Raw genomic sequence first — 19,599 nt, 5'->3', positions numbered from 1 at the left:
GGGCCTACCTCCGCATCACGACCGGCTCGTGGCGCCGCAACAGCCGGGCCACGACCAGACCGAGGACGAGACAGAGCAGCACCATCATGCCCATGTCGAACAACCAGGCCTCCGCCGTGTGACGCATCAGCGGATCCGCCGTCTTGTCGCTCGGCGCGACCTTCCCGATGTCGATCGTCGCGCCCATCGCCGCGAACGCCCAGCGCGAGGGAACCAGCCACGCCAGCTGCTCCAGGACCGGCGTGCCCCGTACGGTCAGGAGCGCCCCGCAGAACACCACCTGAACGATCGCGAGGAGGACGAGCAGCGGCATCGTCACCTCCTCCTTGCGGACGAGCGCCGAGACGAGCAGACCGAGCATCATCGCCGTGAACGAGAGCAGCGCGACGGCGAGCGTGATCTCGACGAGCGGGGGCAGCAGGACGCCCTTGCCGCCGGGCACGTTCAGCGGCACGCCGATCAGGGCCACCAGCGTCAGGACGACCGCCTGCACCACCGTGATCAGGCCGAGGACGACCGTCTTGGAGGCGAGGTACGCGGAGCGGGACAGGCCCACGGCTCTCTCGCGCCGGTAGATGGTGCGCTCCTTGACCAGTTCGCGCACGGCGTTCGCCGCGCCCGTGAGGACTCCGCCGACACAGAGGATGAGCAGGACGTTCAGCGTCGACTCGGGGTTGAGACTGCCCTCCGACAGGGCCCGCGCCATCGCGCCCATCACGAACGGCAACGCGATCATGATGGCGAGGAAGGTGCGGTCGGCGGCGAGCGCCGCCGCGTACCGGCGTACGAGCGTCCGCAGCTGGGAGCCCCAGCTCTGCGCCTTCGGCGGCGGGGCCGGCTCCGGCGCGGGCTGCGCGGAAGCGCCGGCGGCGGGTACGGGGACGTTCGGACGGGCCGTCGCCTCCGCGGTGTACCGGCGGTGGAAGCGCGAGGACCGGTACTGTCCGGCCCAGTCGCGGTCCCGGTCGTTCTCGAAGGCCTCGAAGGCCTCCGGCCACTGCGCGAATCCGAAGAATCCGAGGGCGTCCCCCGGAGGCCCGTAGTAGGCGACCTTGCCGCCCGGCGCGAGCACGAGCAGCCGGTCGCACACGTCCAGACTGAGCACGCTGTGCGTGACGACGACGACCGTACGTCCGTCGTCCGCGAGCCCGCGCAGCATGTGCATCACGGACCGGTCCATGCCCGGGTCGAGACCGGAGGTCGGCTCGTCGAGGAAGAGCAGCGACGGCTTGGTGAGGAGTTCGAGGGCGACGCTCACCCGCTTGCGCTGGCCGCCGGAGAGACTGTGGATCGGCTGCCGCGCGCGCTCCACGAGACCCAGCTCGCGGATCACCTCGTCCACCCGGGCCCGGCGCTCGGCCGGCACGGTGTCCTCGGGGAAGCGCAGCTCGGCGGCGTAACCGAGGGCCCGTCGCACGGTGAGCTGCAGGTGCAGGATGTCGTCCTGCGGAACCAGCCCGATGCGCTGGCGCAGCTCGGCGTAGTCCCGGTACAGGTCACGGCCGTCGTAGAGCACCGTGCCCCGGTCGGCGGGACGCTGGCCGGTGAGCGCGCCGAGGAGCGTCGACTTCCCGGCGCCGGACGGCCCGACGACCCCGAGCAGGCACTTCTGGCCCACGGGGAACGACACCTCGTCGAGGAGCGTCTTGCGGCCGTGGTCGACGGTGACGGCGAGCGACTGGACGTCGAGGGAGACCTCGCCGGTGTCGGTGAACTCGACGAGCTGCCCGCCGATCAGGCAGAACGCGCAGTGGCCGATGCCGACGATGTCCTCCGGTGTGACCCGGGCGTCGACGACCGGAGCGCCGTTGAGGAAGGTGCCGTTGTGACTGCCGAGGTCATGGATCCAGTAGGTGCCGTCGGGATGGGCACGGAGCTCGGCGTGCCGCCGGGAGACGATGAGGTCGGGGACGACGACGTCGTTGTCGGGGGCCCGCCCGATCCGGATGCTGTGGGCGGGCAGCGGCCGCACGGAGGTCGGCTGCCGGAAGGTGCCGGTGGCGGCGGGATACGAGACGGAGGGGGGCCGTGGTGTCCCGGACGGGGGGAGGCGGTCGGGGGCGGGCGGAGTCAGGGGGGCGTCCGGCTGGGGGGCAAGTGGGGGCCGACTCTGAGGCTGAAGCTCCGCCTGAGGCCGAGGCTCCGGCCGGGGGAGCGGGGGCTCGGGTTGGGACGGCGGGGGTTCCGGTACGGCCAGGGGGACCGGTACGACAGGGGAGTCCGGGACGGCGGGTGGTTCGGGGACGGGCTGGGGCTCCGGTGGGGCGGGGGGCGGTTCCGGGGCGGCGTGGGGGCCTGGTGCGGCGGGCGGTTCGGGCCGGACCGGCGGTTCCGCCACGGCCGGGGGTTCCGTCACGGCCGGGGGTTCCGCGAGGCCCGCCCGGTCGGGGGGTTCCGCGAGGCCCGCCGGTCCCTGGCCCTCCTCCCGTCCCGTCCGCGCCACGGCGGAGAACACCGCCCGCGGCCCCTCCTCCGGATGCCCGAACCGTACGACCGTGCCGGGGCCCACCTCCCGCCGCCCGGCCATCCGCAGGCCATCCGTGTAGGTGCCGTTCGTACTGCCCTCGTCCTCCAGGGTCCACTGGCCGCCCGCGGCGCTCAGCACCGCGTGGTGCCAGGACGCCCGGGCGTCCGAGAGCACGATGTCGCTGGCGGGGTCCCGTCCGACGCGGTAGACGCGGTGCGGGTCCAGGTGCGTGGCGTCCCCTTCGATCTCGAGGACCAATTCAGGCGCCGCGGGCGCGACGGGTCGCTCTCCCATGGCTGAATTTTATCCGCCGGTGCTCGTCCGTGCCCGGGATGAGGGCGCCGGTAGGGTGGGCGTCCGCCGCAGGAAGCGGCCCCGACGAAGGAGGAAGCACCCGTGCCGAAAGGTGTCACCAGGCGGCGGCCCCGGACCCGCGCGGCGCTCCTGAAGGCCGCCCTGGAGGCTTTCGCCGAGCACGGCTTCCACGCGACGACGATCGAGCAGATCTGTGAGCGCGCCGGGTACACGCGGGGCGCGTACTACTCGAACTTCGCCAGCAAGGAGGAGCTCTTCCTCGCCCTCTTCGACGAGCACAGCGACCGGACCGTGCGGCGGCTCGCCGAGTCGATCGACGCGCTGACGGCGGAGGAGTACACCCTGAGCCGGCTCGCGGAGCTCGCCGCCCGCGTCGAACCGGACGAGCGCGACTGGTACCTGGTCACCACCGAGTTCACCCTGCACGCCATCCGCGATCCGCAGGCCGCCTGGGTGCTCGCGCGTCACGACGAGCGGCTGCGGGCCGAGATCGCGCGTGGCATCACCCTCGTCCTGCGCCGCGCGGGACGCGAACTGACCGTGGAGGCCGACCGGTTCGCCCGGCTCCTCATCGCCCTGCGCGAGGGCGGTCTCGCCCAGAGCTACGTGGAACCGGACGTCCTGCCGCCCGGCAGCCTGGAACGGCAGTTCCTCGCCCCGCTCCTGGAGGCGTCGACACGGCCGATCGCGGGTGCCGACGGTCAGTCGAAGAGGTCCGGGTCCGACGCGGTGATCTGATCCCACAGCGGACGCGCCTGGAACCAGCCGGCCAGGTGACCACCGACCTGGCCCCGGGTGAGCAGCGCCGTCTCGCGGTCGATGAGCTGCGGCGTGCCCGCCGCCATCGCGAGGAGCTGGGCCTGGCAGGAGCGCTCCATCGTCACGAACCACCACACGGCCTCGGCGACGGAGTGGCCGACCGTGAGAAGCCCGTGGTTCTTGAGGATGACCGCCTTGTGGTCGCCGAGGGCCTTGGCGACCCGCTCGCCCTCCTCGGTCTCGTTCACCACGCCCCGGTAGTCGTCGTAGACCCCGTGGTCCTCGAAGAACGCGCAGGCGTCCTGCGTGATCGGGTCGAGCGGGATGCCGAGGCTGGAGAACGCCTTGCCGTGCAGAGAGTGCGAGTGCGCGGCGGCGACGGCGTCAGGCCGGGCGGCGTGGACCCGTGAGTGAATGACGAACGCCGCCCGGTTGACCGGCCGGCGGCCCTCCAGGACCGTTCCCTCGTGGTCCACCAGGATCAGGTCGGAGGCCTTGATCTGACCGAAGCTCATGCCGAACGGGTTGACCCAGAAGGCGTTCGGGTCGCCGGGGTCGCGGACGGTGATGTGACCGGCGACCCCTTCGGAGAAGCCGAACCTCCCGAAGATCCGGAAACCGGCGGCGAGTTGCTCCTTGCGGTACCGGCGCTCCTCCTCGACGGAGTCGAAGGCGGGCGGCAGCGGCAGGACGACCCCGTCGGGCAAGGGCCCGACGGCGGCGGCGAGCGCGGGAGGCACGGTGCTCATGGCGGCTCCTCGGTGAGCGGGTGGGGCGGCGCCAAAAGATACAGGCGTGTATCCGATACGACAACGGACCGCGGGACGACGACTCGGACGGCCGGCGCACCGACCGGCCGGGCGGCGCCCCGTATACGACTCGGACGGCCGGCGCACCGACCCGTGACGCGGCGCCTCGCATACGGTTCGAACGGTCGGCGCACCGCCAGGCGGCGCCCCGCATACGGTTCGAACGGGCCGGAGCACGGAACCGGCCGAGGCGGCGCCCCGAAGGCGCCTCAGGCGGCCGCCGTACCGAACCGGGCCAGGCAGTGCCAGACCTTCTTCACGTCCTGCGGGTCGTACCGCCCCGAGCCCGCCGCCTCCTGCACGATCCGGGGGTCGAGCCACCCGTCGACGGCGATCAGCGCGCCCAGCTCCACGTACTCCGGACCCCGGAAACCGGGGTGCCGCCGCAGCTCGGCGATGGAGAGGCGGAACCCGCCGTGCCACTCGACGGGGCACGGCAGCCGCCGTGCGGCCGCCTCCACCTCCGTCCCCCGGTGGCTCGGATCCAGGACCAGCGCCTCCACATCGCGTGCGATCGCCACCGGGCCGTGAATCTGCGCCTCGATGTAGTCGTCGAGCAGGTCCATGTCGTCGGCCTCGGCGAGTCCGATCAGTCCCATGCGGGACGCCACGCCGAAGTCGGTGGGCTCCAGGAAGCTGTCCGGGTAGCAGAAGGTCGCCCGCTCCAGGGCCGCGGCCGTCAGCCGCAGATGGGCGGAGCCGAAGCGGGGGGCGGCGCCGAAGGGGCGGCGGCGGAAGTTCAGGGCGCCGTAGACCGGACGCCTGTCCGCGGGGGCCTCGTCGTACGCCCCGCCGAAGATGCGGCTCTCCCAGCGCCAACGGTCCCCGCCGGGGTGGGCGGTGAGGCCGCCGTTGCCGGTGCCGGTGACGAACTGCGAGCGGTAGACGCCCTCGTCCGCGAGCCGGTGGAGGAAGTGCGGATGGAAGTTGAGGGTGACCCGCAGGGAGGGGTCGAGCGGGTCCCCGGCGGAGCCGTCGGCCACATGGGCGAGGGCCTTCCGGGCGTGGGCGTCGAGCGGCGTCATCCGAGCAGTGTGCGGGAACGGCAGGGGTTGCGGCCCGGGGTTTTTGGTGGCTACGGTCGGCGCCGGGCGGAAAGCGCTTGCCGTCCTGACGCTCCGCCCCGACCGGCCCTCTCCTGGAGTCCACCGCGTGCCCACCGCAGACGTCCTGATCTACGCCCGCACCGCGGGCTACCGCCACGACTCGATCCCCGACGGCGCCGCCGCGCTCACGGAGCTGGCCCACGGCCTCGGGCGTTCGGCCGAGGTCACCGAGGACCCGGACGCCTTCACCCCGGAGAGCCTGGCAGGCCGCGCCGCCGTCGTCCTGCTCTCCACCACCGGGAACGTCCTGACACCCGAGGGGCGCGTCGCCTTCGAGGCGTACCTGAGGGGCGGCGGAGCCCTCCTCGCCGTCCACGCGGCGGCGAACGCCGAGCCGGACTGGCCCTTCTACGGCGAACTGCTCGGCACCCGCTTCGACGGCCACCCCGAGATCCAGCCGGGCCTCGTCCTCGTCGACGACCACGACCACCCCGCGACCGCCCCGCTCCCGGCCCGCTGGGAGTGGACCGACGAGTGGTACAACTTCACCTCCGACCCGCGCGGAACCGGGGCGACGCCGGGCGCCGGCCCCGTACGGGTCCTCGCCCGGGCCGACGAGTCGACATACCGAGGCGGCACCCACGGTGAGGACCACCCGCTCGTCTGGTGCCGGGAGGTGGACCGGGGGCGCGTCTTCTTCACCGCCCTGGGCCACGCGTCGGAGACGTACCGCGATCCCGTCTTCCGGGCACACCTCTCCGGCGCACTGGCCTGGCTGACCGCCTGACGCGCGGCCGCGTCCTCTGCCCCCGCCCCCTTTCGGTCACCCCACCGCCCCGCCCCTGTTGCGCTCCGCCCGGCTTGGCGGAAGGTTGCAGACGGGGGCCGATGGCAGGAGGAGACACGTCATGGGCATCGCCACCGTGAACCCCGCGACCGGCGAGACGCTGCGCACCTACGAGGCCCACGGGCCCGAGGAGGTCGAGCGGCGGATCACCGCCGCCCACGAGGCGTACCGCCAGTACCGCACCACCTCCTTCGCCGACCGCGCCCGCCTCATGCGCGCCGCCGCGAGCCTCCTCGACGAGGACACCGAGGACATCGCCCGCACCATCACCGTCGAGATGGGCAAGCCGATCGCCGCCGCCCGCGCGGAGGCAGGCAAATGCGCCAAGGCCATGCGCTGGTACGCGGCCCACGCCGAGGAGCTCCTCGCCGACGAGCACCCGGCCGAGAGCGACGTCCAGGACTCCGGCGCGGACGTGGCCCGCGTCCACTACCGGCCCCTCGGCCCGATCCTCGCCGTCATGCCGTGGAACTTCCCGCTCTGGCAGGTCATCCGCTTCGCCGCACCCGCCCTCATGGCCGGCAACACCGGCCTCCTCAAGCACGCCTCCAACGTGCCGCAGACCGCCCTCTACCTGGGCGACCTCTTCCGCCGCGCCGGATACCCCCAGGGCTGCTTCCAGACCCTCCTCATCGGCTCCCGCGACGTAGAGGCCGTGCTGCGGGACCCCCGGGTGGTCGCCGCCACCCTCACCGGCAGCGAACCGGCCGGCCGTGCCGTGGCCGCCGTCGCGGGCGACGAGGTGAAGAAGACCGTCCTGGAACTCGGCGGCAGCGACCCGTACATCGTCATGCCCTCCGCCGACATCGTCGGCGCCGTGAAGACCGCCGTCACCGCGCGCGTACAGAACAACGGGCAGTCCTGCATCGCCGCCAAACGGTTCATCGTCCACCGGGACGTGTACGAAGACTTCTCCGAGCGCTTCACGGCCGCCATGAACGCCCTGACCGTCGGCGACCCCCTCGACGAGTCCACCGACGTCGGCCCGCTCGCCACCGAGCGGGGCAGGACCGACCTGGAGGACCTCGTCGACGACGCGGTACGGCGCGGCGCCACCGTCCTGTGCGGCGGCCACCGCCCCGAGTTCCCCTCCCTCGCGAACGGCTGGTACTACCGGCCCACCGTCCTCACCGGCATCACCCCGCAGATGCGGATCCACCAGGAGGAGGCCTTCGGCCCCGTCGCGACCGTCTACCCGGTCCGCGACATCGAGGAAGCCGTGGCCGTCGCCAACGACTCGCCCTTCGGCCTCAGCTCCAACGTCTGGACCCGCTCCCCGGAGGACCTCGCCTTCTTCGTCCGGGACCTGGAGGCCGGCGGCGTCTTCGTCAACGGCATGACCGCCTCGCACCCGGCGCTGCCCTTCGGCGGGATCAAGCGCTCCGGGTACGGACGCGAGCTCTCCGGCCACGGCATCCGCGAGTTCTGCAACGCGACCACCGTCTGGCAGCGCGCCTGATCCCCGGCGGGGCCCGTCGGCGGTTCAGGACCGCGTCCACTCCAGCAGCCGATCCGCCGGCCACGTGTTGATCACCCGGTCGACCGGCACACCGCACTCCTCGGCCCGCGCGCAGCCGAGGATCTGCCAGTCCAGCTGGCCCGGGGCGTGCGCGTCCGTGTCCACCGCGAAGTACGTGCCCGCCGCCACGGCGAGCCGCAGCAGCCGGCGCGGCGGATCCAGCCGCTCCGGGCGGCTGTTGATCTCGACGGCCGTCCCCGCCTCCGCGCACGCGGCGAACACCCGCTCCGCGTCGAACTCGGACTCCGGCCGAGGCCGCCCGCCCGCCACCAGACGGCCCGTGCAGTGCCCGAGCACGTCCGTCAGCGGGTTGCGCACCGCCCGTTCGAGACGCCGGGTCATCGCCCTCGCGTCCATCCGGAGCTTCGAGTGGACCGAGGCGACCACCACGTCCAGGCGGTCGAGCAGCTCGGGCTCCTGGTCCAGCGAACCGTCCTCCAGGATGTCGCACTCGATGCCGGTCAGCAGACGGAACGGCGCCCACTCCTCGTTCAGCGCGGCCACCACGTCCAGTTGCTCCCGCAGCCGCTCCGGCGACAGACCCCGCGCCACCGTGAGCCGGGGCGAGTGGTCGGTCAGCACCGCCCACTCGTGGCCGAGGCCCGCCGCCGCACGGCCCATGGCCTCGATCGTGGCGCCGCCGTCCGACCAGTCCGAGTGGAGGTGGCAGTCGCCGCGCAGCGCGGCCCGCAGTGCCTCACCCCCGGCCGCCGGCTCCCCGGCCGCCAGGGCCTCCTGCAGCTCCGTCTCCAGACGGGCCAGATACCCCGGCACCTCCCCGGCCAGCGCCTCCCGCACCACCGCGGCCGTCTTCGGCCCGAGCCCCTTCACCGCCTCCAGGGTGCCCGCCTCCGCCCGCCGCGCCGCCTCGCCCTCGGGGAGGGCGGCGACCGCGTCGGATGCCGTACGGAAGGCCTTCGCCCGGTATCCCGGCGCCTGGGCGCGCTCCAGGAGGTAGGCGATCCGGTTCAGCGCGGCCACGGGATCCATGACGTACCTCCTCAGGCACCGTTCGGAGTGGAATCGGCCGGCACCCGCACCGGCCCGATCTCGCACCACACCGCCTTGCCCTCGCCACGCGGTTCGACCCCCCACCGGGAGGCGAGCGCGTCGAGCAGCAGCAGCCCCCGCCCCGAGGTGGCGGCCTCCCCCGGGGTGCGCCGCCGGGGCCAGGCGCTCGACCGGTCCTGCACCGAGAGCCGTACCCGCCGGACCGGTTCGGGCAGCACTTCGAGGGTCAGCACCGCACCGCCCTCCGTGTGCAGCAGCACGTTGACCAGCAGCTCACCCGTCATCAGTTCGGCGTCGTCGGCCAGTTCCGGCATGCCCCAGTCCCGCAGCGCCTGCCCGACCGCCGCACGCGCGTCGGAGAGGCCCTGCGGGTCGGCCTGGTGGATGTACTGGTGGATGCGCGGCGCCCTCGGCGTACCCGGGTCCGGGCTGCGGCGCAGCACGAGGAGCGCCACGTCGTCGCCCGAGCCCCAGCGCTCCCACAGCCGCTCGGAGAGGTGGTCGGCGAGTGCCTCCGCCTGTGGCGGGCCGCTCCTGATCGCCTCCGAGAGCGCGGCGAGACCTGTCTCGATGTCCGATCCCGGCTGCTCGACGAGACCGTCCGTGCACAGCACGAGGGTCTCCCCGGGCACCAGGTCGAGCCGGGTCTCGGGGAACTCCTCGTCCCCGAAGAAGGTCGCGAGCCCCAGCGGCATCCCGCCCCGCAGCTTGGGCTGTCCGACGCGGCCGTCGATGTGGCGGATCATCGGCCCCAGATGCCCGGCCCGCACGGCCCGCAACGTGCCGCTCCCCAGATCCACCTGGGCGTATGTGCAGGTGGCGAAGCGGTTGGTGTCCAGTTCGGCGAGAAACCGGGAGGCCCTGGCCAGGACCGTCGACGGGGCGTGCCCCTCGCCCGCGTATGCGCGCAGGGCGATCCGCAGCTGGCCCATGATGGCGGCGGCATGGGTGTCGTGCCCCTGCACGTCGCCCACGACGATCCCGACCCTGCCCCGGGGCAGCGGGATCACGTCGTACCAGTCGCCGCCGACCTGCCGGCCGCTCCACGCCGCGTGGTAGCGGACGGCGATCTCACCGCCGGTGATCTCCGGGATGCGGCGGGGCAGCATCGTCGCCTGGAGCCCCGTCGCGAGCTCCCGCTCCTCGTCGAAGAGGATCGCCCGCTGGAGCGACTGGGCGACGATCGCCGCGAGGCCGAGCGCGAGGTTGCGCTCGTCGGCGTTGAACGAGGTACGGCCCCGGTAGAACAGCGCCATCCCGCCCAGGGACCGCGCCTGCGCCACAAGCGGCAGATAACAGGCCGCCTGGAAGCGCAGACGCCCGAGATACGGGGCGAGCTCGGGGAAGTCCCGGCCCAGCGACGAGAACGAGGAGACGAACCGGGGCCGCCCGCTCAGTACGGCGTCCGCCAGGGGAAGTTCCCGGTCGAGGCGGCGGACACGGAGGTCGTCGAGCACGTCGAGGGACTCGCCGCTGAGCGCGATGATGTTGAGCGAGCCGTTCTCGACGAGTCCGAGCGCGAGCCCGTCCGCGCCGAGCCGGGCGAGCCCGCCGGGGCCGGTCAGCGCGGCTGTCACGTCGTCGACCGTGACCGCGCGCGACAGGGCGTTCGTCGTCCGTTCGACGATGCTCGTCTGGAGTTCGCGCCGCTTCTCCAGCTCCTGGACGAAGGCGAAGCGGGTGACCTCGGCGGTCGTGTCCCGCACGATGCCGACGATCCGCCGGGCCCATCCGTCGGGCGAGCGCAGGATCCGCGCCTGCACATGCGTCCAATGGGGTGGCCCGTCGGCCTGCGGAATGGGGAAGTGCGCGGTGTACGAGACCTCCCCGCCGCGCACGGCCTGCCGTACGACGTCCTCCAGCTTGGCCCGCTCGTCGGGGGCGAGACGCTCGACCAGCGTCGCCGGCCGGCCGTCGTGGGCGTCCGGGGTCAGCCCGAAGATCAGCAGCCCGGACTCGTCGACATCGATGGTGCCCGTGTCGAGATCCCAGTCGAAGCTGCCGGTCCGGTTCATGGCGAGCCACTCGGCGGGCCCGATCTCTCCATTGCGCGCATGCCGGTCGTCGTCGGTCATCGCCCCCATTGTCGAACCAGCACCCCGCCGACGCCATGGCGATGACACGGCGTGGCGCGAGTTCGCCGCGCCGGGGCGGGCGGGCGCCGGGACGGAGGGGGTGGAGGGGGTGGGTGGTACGCGGGAGGCGGCGGGGGTGTCCGGGAGGCGCCGAGGGACCGCCGGTGCGCGTCCGTCACGCCGTGGTGGTCGGCCGTCACGCGGTGGCGCGCGCCCCCATGCCGTGGTGCGCGCCCCATGCCGTGGTGGGCGGCCGGTCACGTCGTGGTGGGCAGCCCGTCACACCGCGTACCGCCCCGCCCCGCCCCGCCCCCGCCCCGCCCCCGCGCACCCCCGAGCCCGCGGGCGCCCCCTTCCCTGGAAGCCCCGGTGACGGCCCCGTACCGCGCCCCGGATGCGCTCCGGGTGGCCGGACACGAGAATGGCCAGTGCCGGAAGAACACGTAGGAGGCGGCATGAACGCTGAGCCCGACAAGACGTCCCTGGGGGACTTCCCGACGCCCGACCGGCTGCTGCACGCCGGTTCGGAGGGCGAGTTCACGGCCGAGGACCTGGTCCTCGCCTCCGGCCGTGACGTGAATCCGAAGAATCTCGCCTGGGCGGAACGCCGCATGGCGGAGAAGGGTCGCGCCTCCATGGACGAGCTCTTGCCGTAGACCGGCCCGAGCCCGGTCCCCGGAATCCTCCGCACGACCCGTCGGCCCCGGATCGCAGGTACCGATCCGGGGCCGCGGGCTCTCCGCGGCCGCCCCGGGGCTTCCACATTTGTGGAACACGTTCTACCGTGGCCGCCGTCGCGCGTCGTCCCGCACCGAGGACGGTGCGGGACCGCCGCAGGACCCGCCGTCACGGGAGACCCCATGCATCTCGAGTACACGCCCGCCCAGAACCGTCTGCGCGCCGAGCTGCGTTCCTACTTCGCCGAGCTGGTCCCCGACGACGTCCCCACCGTCCCCCATGGCCCCAAGGACGTCGGAGGTCCCCCCGGCGCGGACCCGGCCGCGCGGAAGCGCTTCTACCGGGAGACCGTGCGCCGGCTCGGGGCCGACGGCTGGCTGGGCGTCGGCTGGCCCACCGAGTACGGGGGACGCGGGCTGACCCCGATGGAACAGTTCATCTTCTTCGACGAGGCGGCGCAGGCCGGCGTACCCCTCCCGCTCATGGCCCTGAACACGGTCGGACCGACGATCATGCGGTACGGCACCGGCGAGCAGAAGGCGTACTTCCTGCCCCGGATCCTCTCCGGCGAGATCGACTTCGCCATCGGCTACAGCGAGCCCGACGCGGGCACCGACCTCGCGGCCCTGAAGACCCGTGCCGTACGGGACGGGGACACGTACGTGGTGAACGGCCAGAAGATCTGGACCACGAACGGCGACACCGCCGACTGGGTCTGGCTCGCCGTGCGCACCGACGCCGACGCCCCGCCCCACAAGGGCATCACCATGCTCCTCGTCCCGACGAGCGACCCCGGCTACTCCTGCACGATCATCAACACCCTCGCCTCGCACGACACGACCGCCAGTTACTACGACGACGTCCGGGTCCCGGTCTCCCGCCGGGTCGGCGAGGAGAACAAGGGCTGGCGCCTCATCACCAACCAGCTCAACCACGAACGCGTCACCCTGGCCGCCCACGGCACGATGGCGATCCGCGCGCTCCACGACACGCAGCGCTGGGCCGCCGCCACCCCGCTCACGGACGGCCGCCGCGTCATCGACCTCCCCTGGGTCCGCCGCGCCCTCGCCCGCACCCACGCCCGGCTCGACGCGATGAAGCTCCTCAACTGGCAGATGGTGAGCGCTGTCCAGCACGGCACCCTCACCCCACAGGACGCCTCGGCCGTGAAGGTCTACGGCTCCGAGGCCCGCCGCGACGCCTACGCGGCCCTCATGGAGGTCGTCGGCGCGGCGGGCGCCCTCAAGGAGGGCTCGGCGGGCGCGGTCCTCCACGGTGAACTGGAACGCGGCTACCGCTCGGCCGTCATCTTCACCTTCGGCGGCGGCAACAACGAGATCCAGCGCGAGATCATCTCCTGGATCGGCCTGGGCATGCCCAGGGTCCGCCGGTAGCACGTTTGTGACGAGGCTCTTTAGTTGGCACAAAAGCGGGATAGTTGGCACCAGCTGAAATCGTCGGCCACGCGAGCAGCAGTCTGACGCGCCGGCTGCCTCAGGTAGCTGACCTGCTACGTTCCGTGAATTGATGAGGTTCGGGCGTACCGTGCGTCGCGGTTCTTACTTGCTGATCGTGTGTACGGAGCCGCGGAGGGTCAAGTTTTGGTCGCGGGTAGTCCCAGGCGAGGGTTGCGCAGAGGTTCAAACCTGAGCGCTAGTGAATTCGTTGGTGATCTATCGCTCGGCGCGCGGTCTGAGAGTCTGCACGTTGAGGTCTGGGGCGGAGAGGATGTCGTCGATATTGATCTTGAGACCGGTCTCACGGTCGCAGGCGCGCGCCAACTGTGCCGCGTAGGCATCAAGGCGCCTACGGAGGCGGAGTCGGGCGCCGCGCATGTCGTCGCGTTGGAGAACGGATACTTCTTTGCTGAGGAAGGTGAGGTCCCTGCTTTCGAGTTCGGCTTCGCGGATGACAGGGCTGTGCGAAGGCTCGCCCTGAGTGGCGCCGCCCCACGCGAGGGCGGTTCCGATGTCAGGGTCGCCCTGCTCGTGAAGCCTGCGGAGACGAGGGATCCCACTGGTCAGGAGGTGCCACTCTCCACTCGGCATGCGCCACTCGGCCAGGCCCCGACGGCGGCTCGCGTAGTTGATCCGTTCGTCGGAGACGTCGAGGTGATCTGCGATCTGGTCGACTCGGCGGTCGAACTCCGGCCACAGCTTTACGGGTTCGAAGCGCTTGGCGAGGCTGGAGAGGAGCTTGGCACCTATCTTCGGAGTGAGGCCGAGAGTCTCGGCGCAACGATGCCAGGCGAGTCCGGTGGCGAGTTTTGCCAGTTGGAGAGAGACGGCTCGGCGCAGCGCGCGCTCTCTGGGTTGTTGATCTGTTGGCATGTGGCGAAGGAAGTCGCCGAAGTACGTGTCGAACCAGAGTTTCGGCAGGTAGGCGGGGACCTCCTCAACTGAGTACCGGTGCTTCCGGGATGGTGCCCGCAGGCTGCGGTGCCCGCGGGTGCTGTAACTCTTCGTCGCCAGGGCCTGGGCGAAGCGAGGAGAGATGTCGAGCGACCGGGCGATCTGGCCGTAGTACATCGGGGCACGGGACCGGACGGTTTGGACCAACGGCCGGACCCGTTGGCGGAGGGATGTCTGGTCCTGGTCGCCGAGCAACGTGTCGGCTGCCAGCAGTAGCGCTGATCGTTGCGTGGTGTCCTCAGGGGCTGCACGGGCGCCGGTGCGCCTGGAGGGTAGGCCCGTGGCTTGGCCGGCTTGGATCAGTTCGGCGATCGGTGCAGCATGCTCGTCGAAGCGTGTCTGCAGGTAGCCGGAGGGGATGAGGTCTGCAGCGGCCGGCCAGCTGAGAGTGATCAGGTGCGCGGCGAAAACCATGTCGTTGAAGTACGAGGTGGCGTCCGGATCTTGGTGGTCACCGAAGAGACGTCGGTCGATGCGTTGTTGGAGGGCGAGCAGTTGGCCGAGATCGGAAGCGATCGGTCCGGTCGGCGACTCCGAGGCATGATCGAGGCGGGCACCGCAGCGGCCGTCTTCTCGAGCCTCGGTGGCCGTGTCCTGGGTGCGATTGCGGCATTGCAGTGAATGCATTTGCGTGCCCGGACTGGTGATCAGGTTGAAGCGCCCCGAGCTGGAGGTATTGAGCTGCCGTCGGCAGCTTGGGCAAACCGATTCGAGCAGTCGGTGGTGCTGGGGACAGACGAAGGCCACGGGCAGATACCACTGGAGCTTCCACGGGCCGCCCCCTGCCTGTTGGATCGCGCTCCTGTTCCCGCCCAGGCATGGGGGGCAGTAGCGCGGTGAGAACTCCATGGCCCAGTGGGCACTGAGCATCGTGGTCGTACGGTGCAGGGTTCGATATGCGGTCCGCAGGGGCGGATAGCGAGGCTTGAACCGTCTCAAAGTCAGCGCGTGGACCTCGGCGAGGTCGAGCCTTGTGGCCTGGGCGAAGCGCTGTGCTGTAGGGCCTGGGAGTTCCTGCAGGAGGCGGGTTGGAATGCGCGTGTTATGTGCTGAGTGTTCAGCAAGGCCGCACCGGACTGCGAGCCGACTGGGCGGGATCTCGAGTCGGCTGGAGAGCCGCAGGAGGAAGCCAGACAGAGATTCCTCTTGCAACGGGGTCAGGCTTCGAGCCAAGGGGCGGAAGGTCACAGAGAGCTCCGGTGGGTGCTCGGCGGATTCCGGCTGTGGAACGGTTGCGGCCCTGTGCGGGGTGCAGGCTGGCGGTGTTGGGGCGTTTGAGGAGTCCCGGGCGTCTGCCTTCCGAACTGCTGTTGTGGCGCTGCCCCAGGACGAGGAGCTGGGCGATGCGCTGGGGAACACTTCAGCCGGTTCGAGAGGTGCAAGAGGAAGCCGGGCAGGGACTCCTCCGTTAAAGGTGCGAGGCTGCGGGCGAGTTCGCGATGCCGATTGCGTACGACTGTCAGGGTGGCAACCTCGATGCTGATGGTGACTGTGTTCGGGGAGCGTAGTGCGGGGGCGGGGTGAGCGTGATCTCATTGCCCTGAATACACCCGTTCCGGCAGTCTTCAGACCGCTTGTCAACCCGACGGCGGGGGAGGCCGCCGACGCCGGACTGTAGTCAGTTCTCTCCTCGAGCCGTCGGGTTCGTCTGGCGGGTGACCCACGACAGCCCGCCGAGGTCGAGGCGTTGCTGCGCTCGGGTCACGGCGACGTATGCCAGGCGGGCCTCGCTTTCGTCGATCGAGGGCGGCGCCGGCTGGGTGTCGTTGGGGTCGGGTTCGTCGTCAGTGGGGGGTTCGAAGTCATCGGCGATCCTCACCGAGGCCCATTCCCTCCCTTTGGCCTTGTGTGCAGTCGACACCGCCACTTGGGCGGCTTCCTCGGGCACGAGGCGGGAGACGGCTGCCAGGATGGCGTCGGGGCCGTGGGTGTCCACCAGATCGACGAAGGGTTGCAGATCGCGGCCGTTGGGGTCGTACGCGGCGTATTCCTGCAGGTCGTGCCAGGTGGTGAAGAGCAGTAGTTCGGGGTGGTGGGCTCGGCGGCCCTGCTTGAGGTCGCCCGCAGCCATGGCGAGGGCTTGAAGCCCCTGGCCGCCTCCCACCAGGGCCACCCGGAGACCGGCGGACATCAGTTGCATCACCTGGGCCATGGCACCGACATTCGTGCGGCACAGCACCGCGTCCGGGCGGGTGACGGGGCCGAGCTCGGTGGCGATGGTGTCAGTGCCGGTCAGGCGCAGGGGAGCGTCGGCGAGCGCGAGCCACCGGTTGGCTTCGGTGGCCAGGCGGGGGCCGAAGCGGAAGGACTGGGTGAGGGTGAGGCGGGTGCCGTCGAAGCCGGTCATGACGTCCCTGGCGCCGCGCCAGTGATAGATGGCCTGGGCGGAGTCGCCGACCATGACCAGTTGAGCGTGGTCGCGTTGTGCCAGGAACACCTGCTCGACGACGGGGTTCGTGTCCTGGGCCTCGTCCAGGAGGAGGAAGTCGGCCTCGATCCGTGGCTGGGTGAGGGCCCAGATCTTGAGGTAGTGGTCATGGTCGAAGCGGACGACACCTTCGTCGACGTACTGGAGATCCCGCCACGCCTTGCGGGCGAACGGGACGAGGAATTCCGAGAGTTCGGCATGGTGGTCGGGGTCGTCCAGGCCGCGGAGCTGGGGTACGTGGTGATGACCGATGGTGCGCTCGGCGGTATGGCAGAAGCGAGTGACGGTGCGCAGGGCGGCGTTGGACAGGGTGCGTTGCGAGATGTCGCGGTCGCCGATGCGGAGGGAGTCGGTCAGGCCGAGGTCGCACCCGGTTCGCCAGGCGGGCCGGCGTGGGGAGTTCAGGCGGCGCGTATAGCGGTGGCCAACGGCGGCGTAGGCGAGAGCGTGGGCGGTCTTACAGGTGACGGTGGCGGGGAAGCGGGCGCGGGCGTCGTCGGCGATGGCGCGGTTGAAGGCGAGGTAGCGGCCGCGACGCTGGGTCGAGCGGGCGAGTAGCGCGAGCGTGGTGGTCTTGCCGGTGCCAGCGCCGGCCTGCAGCGCCAGGTGGTCGCCGGCATGAAAAGCGTCGGCGGCAGCGGATTGCTCGTCAGTGGGGTTCAAGAAGGGTGTCCTCGTACTGGGTCGGGCATGGTTCGTCGGTCGGCCGGCGATGCAACAGGAGTGGAGGATCAATCGACGGCGGCGCGTCAAAGGGCGGAGTGTCGACGACGCTTCAGGTCTCCGGTGAGGCGGGCACCGACCCAGGCAGGTGCGTGTGGATGTGGGCATGGTGGAGGAGCGGGTCGAAGACCCGCCATCCGGCCAGAGCGAGGTCGGGGGCGGTGCTCGTAGCCATATGGGCGGGACAGCGCTGCGCACGCCATCGCAGCTGCTCCGCGTACGGCGCACGGTTCAGGCTGTACAGGACCAGGTGCTCCGCGGGCAGGGTGAGGCGCCCCTTGTCCGACAAGACGGTGGTCAGGGTCCAGGAGCCGCTCGGGGCGGCCGGATCCAGGACCGGGTGGGAGCAGCGGTGACCCCGGCGGGTCTGGGACACGCATCGCAGCGCATCGAGGGGCCGCTCGGCGAGGTAGCGGATGTGGAGGATCTCCACGATCGGCAGGATGAAGCGCTCGGCCGACTGCGCCGACGTCGGGCATGTGACAGCGGGCTGCGGGGTGAAGAGCCCCGCGTCGGTCCGTCGGCGGGTGAGCACGCCCAGGCGGCGACGCAAATCCGTGAGAGCAGGGGTGAGGTCGATGTCCGGAGTGCGCCGTGGGCAGACGGTGGCGTGCGGGACGCGACACCACGGGGAGTCGGCGCCGCGGTAGGCGACGCCGCCGCTCAGATACCAGCGGCAAGCGGTGGGAACGGGACGGATTGGCAGCTCGTTGGGATGCAGGCCGATCGGCCGGTGATCGGCGCGCGGATGCCACTCGACGAGGTTGTCGCACTCCTGGCATCTACTGCTCTGTCCCCGGCGCAGGAGGCGGCTGGGGCTGGAGGTATCGACGCACAGGCGACGGCGAGGGGGCTTGGTGACGGGGCTGCCGTCCCAGCGGCGGGCGAAGCGGTGAGGTTGCATGGCGAGCAACCTGCCAGGTGGCGCGCCGCCATCCAGTGCAGAGGCCGCCGTAGGTCATGCGAATGGTCCTATCGGCCGCGACGCACGTACGAAGCGAGATGCGAATGTTCGAGACCGGATCGCCGTTCGGGTGAATCGCGGGAGGGGGCTGGGGAGGGTTGCCTCGCGCGAGGGGCCGATCACGACCCTGCGGCATCAGGCGGTTCGTGCCCGTCGCAGAGTGGCTCCAGCATTTGGTCGATCGGGAGGCCGAAGGCGTGAGCCAGGGCATGCCACGTGGTGATCTTTCCGGTGGTGCGGCCGTGCTCGAGGTCGATGAGGGTGCGTCGTGCGAGGCCGCTGCGATCGGCCAGCTCGTCGAAGGTCCACCCGCGCTCGTTCCTCATCCGCGCTAGCTGGATGCGCAGGGCGTCGAGGTTCGGGTCGGGAGGGAAGATCGTCACCCCACCATCCGATGGTGCAGACCCCTGCCCCGTCAGTGCAGAGTTCTGCACTATTTGCTAGGGAAGGGGTGATGTTCCCGGGGCGCCGGCTCGATGTCGTGCTGCGCCCCAGTTCGCCGCGCCTTGCAAGGCCAAGCCCTGGACGGGAGGTAAGCGGGAGCAATGAGGCTCTCCCTGCACGCTGTGGTCCCTCGAGTGTGGTCCGTGGAGTTGCGGTCGGGTGTGGGTGGTCCGCGGCTCATCTGCCCGCGCTGCGGTCCTCGGACCGCCCCACCGCAGGCGGCCGCGGCTCAGTCCGCCGCCCTGCGGCATCTCGCTGCCCATGCGCGTGGCGATGCGCTCGCCGGACACCTGCGCACCTGTCAGTGCCGACAGCGGGAGTGCCGCTGGCATCCCCGGCACCGCGGCTGCGCCGGCCCCATCAGGCTGGTGTTGTCGCGCGACACGACTGGGCGCAACTGGCGGCTGGCTGACTCCTGCACCGCCTGTGCGCACGCGACGCCTCGCGCGGCCGTGGTCCCCGACGCCGTCACAGTGGCTGCCGTGCCTGGGGAAGACGCTGGCCGCGGCGGAGTGCAAGCAGTAGCGCCGCACCCCGGGCCGTCTTCGGCCACGCGGGTGCGGGAAATGCTCGCGTACCTGGCCGCTGCCCTGCCTGCGTGCACGAGCGCTGCAGCCCGCTTGGTTGCGGTGCAATGCGCTCTCCGTGCCGACTCGGGCGGAGGTGTTCTACTCTCGGGCGGCATCGCGAGAAGTATGCGGCTGGGGCATCTTCCAGTCGTCTGGGACGAATTGGAACAGGCCGCCTGGTTGCGTCCCGCATCCTCGGTGCAGGGCGCCCGCCGATTCGACCTTCTCGACCCCGCCGTGCTCACACAAGTCCCTGGCCGTCAGGCTCGTGCCCAGGCGGCTGACTGGGCCCTGCGCCAGACCTGTCGCGCGACGGTCCGACGGCAGCGAGCCGTCGCTCGCCTGGTGGCGCTGCAGGTTGCCGCGCATACCGATGAGCAGGGCCGGGGCAGCATCGAAGTCGCTCACCTGACCCGTACGGCAGGTCTCTCCTCCGTGGCCGTGGCAACGCTGCTCGACCGGCTCGCTACGGTGGGGGCGCTTGGCCGCTGGAGGCTCGACACGGCAACCGATGAGATCTGCTGGGCCTCGGGA

At 71.4% G+C, this 19,599-nt stretch carries 14 protein-coding genes; 5 read left to right on the top strand and 9 right to left on the bottom strand.

What is annotated here, in order from left to right:
* Window positions 1–4: 4 nt before the first annotated feature.
* Window positions 5–2,761, bottom strand: a complete 2,757-nt coding sequence (locus tag ACFVYX_RS28210; RefSeq protein WP_389684303.1) for an FHA domain-containing protein — start codon at window positions 2,759–2,761, stop codon at window positions 5–7.
* A gap of 102 nt (window positions 2,762–2,863) precedes the next feature.
* Between ACFVYX_RS28210 and ACFVYX_RS28205 the strand changes: the two genes are divergently transcribed.
* Complete coding sequence (locus ACFVYX_RS28205) at window positions 2,864–3,520, top strand: TetR/AcrR family transcriptional regulator (RefSeq protein WP_389684302.1); 657 nt, start codon at window positions 2,864–2,866, stop codon at window positions 3,518–3,520.
* Here the strand turns inward: ACFVYX_RS28205 and ACFVYX_RS28200 are convergent.
* Window positions 3,484–4,290: a class II aldolase/adducin family protein gene (locus tag ACFVYX_RS28200; RefSeq protein WP_389684301.1), complete on the bottom strand. Its 807-nt coding sequence runs from the start codon at window positions 4,288–4,290 to the stop codon at window positions 3,484–3,486. The two genes, ACFVYX_RS28205 and ACFVYX_RS28200, sit on opposite strands and share 37 nt — an antisense overlap.
* Before the next feature lie 269 nt (window positions 4,291–4,559).
* Window positions 4,560–5,375, bottom strand: a complete 816-nt coding sequence (locus ACFVYX_RS28195) for a DUF3626 domain-containing protein (RefSeq protein WP_389684300.1) — start codon at window positions 5,373–5,375, stop codon at window positions 4,560–4,562.
* Between the two features lie 127 nt (window positions 5,376–5,502).
* Here ACFVYX_RS28195 and ACFVYX_RS28190 point away from each other — a divergent pair, with 127 nt between their 5' ends.
* Window positions 5,503–6,183 (top strand): ThuA domain-containing protein, encoded by a 681-nt coding sequence (locus tag ACFVYX_RS28190; RefSeq protein ID WP_389684299.1) that lies wholly within the window; start codon window positions 5,503–5,505, stop codon window positions 6,181–6,183.
* A 121-nt stretch (window positions 6,184–6,304) separates the two neighbouring features.
* On the top strand, window positions 6,305–7,702 hold the full coding sequence (locus ACFVYX_RS28185) for an NADP-dependent succinic semialdehyde dehydrogenase (RefSeq protein WP_389684298.1): 1,398 nt from the start codon (window positions 6,305–6,307) through the stop codon (window positions 7,700–7,702).
* Between the two features lie 24 nt (window positions 7,703–7,726).
* On the opposite strand, the gene ACFVYX_RS28180 is transcribed toward ACFVYX_RS28185, so the two are convergent.
* Both ACFVYX_RS28180 and ACFVYX_RS28175 read right to left on the bottom strand, forming a co-directional pair.
* Window positions 7,727–8,752 (bottom strand): PHP domain-containing protein, encoded by a 1,026-nt coding sequence (locus ACFVYX_RS28180; RefSeq protein WP_389684297.1) that lies wholly within the window; start codon window positions 8,750–8,752, stop codon window positions 7,727–7,729.
* Window positions 8,753–8,763: 11 nt separating this feature from the next.
* A complete protein-coding gene (locus tag ACFVYX_RS28175) occupies window positions 8,764–10,848 on the bottom strand; it encodes a SpoIIE family protein phosphatase (RefSeq protein WP_389684296.1) in 2,085 nt (694 codons plus the stop codon).
* A 455-nt stretch (window positions 10,849–11,303) separates the two neighbouring features.
* Between ACFVYX_RS28175 and ACFVYX_RS28170 the strand changes: the two genes are divergently transcribed.
* Window positions 11,304–11,504 carry a hypothetical protein gene (locus tag ACFVYX_RS28170; RefSeq protein WP_317874403.1) on the top strand — a complete coding sequence of 67 codons (201 nt, stop codon included), beginning with the start codon at window positions 11,304–11,306 and terminating at the stop codon, window positions 11,502–11,504.
* A gap of 204 nt (window positions 11,505–11,708) precedes the next feature.
* Entirely contained in the window at window positions 11,709–12,920 is a 1,212-nt protein-coding gene (locus ACFVYX_RS28165; protein ID WP_389684295.1) for an acyl-CoA dehydrogenase family protein, read from the top strand.
* Between the two features lie 279 nt (window positions 12,921–13,199).
* Here the strand turns inward: ACFVYX_RS28165 and ACFVYX_RS28160 are convergent, their stop codons facing one another.
* The 4 genes from ACFVYX_RS28160 to ACFVYX_RS28145 form a co-directional block, all read right to left on the bottom strand.
* Entirely contained in the window at window positions 13,200–15,473 is a 2,274-nt protein-coding gene (locus ACFVYX_RS28160; RefSeq protein ID WP_389684294.1) for a TniQ family protein, read from the bottom strand.
* Window positions 15,474–15,555: 82 nt separating this feature from the next.
* Entirely contained in the window at window positions 15,556–17,028 is a 1,473-nt protein-coding gene (locus ACFVYX_RS28155) for a UvrD-helicase domain-containing protein (RefSeq protein WP_389684293.1), read from the bottom strand.
* Window positions 17,029–17,140: 112 nt separating this feature from the next.
* Window positions 17,141–17,992, bottom strand: coding sequence for a DUF6083 domain-containing protein (locus ACFVYX_RS28150; protein WP_389684292.1), 852 nt, complete (start codon window positions 17,990–17,992; stop codon window positions 17,141–17,143).
* Between the two features lie 179 nt (window positions 17,993–18,171).
* Window positions 18,172–18,435, bottom strand: a complete 264-nt coding sequence (locus ACFVYX_RS28145) for a helix-turn-helix transcriptional regulator (RefSeq protein ID WP_389684291.1) — start codon at window positions 18,433–18,435, stop codon at window positions 18,172–18,174.
* Between the last annotated feature and the right edge of the window lie 1,164 nt (window positions 18,436–19,599).

It is taken from the genome of Streptomyces sp. NPDC058326, from assembly GCF_042879855.1.
Taxonomy (GTDB): Bacteria; Actinomycetota; Actinomycetes; order Streptomycetales; family Streptomycetaceae; genus Streptomyces.
Note: the sequence above shows the minus strand (reverse complement) of the source record. Positions and strands in the feature narration are given on the sequence as shown.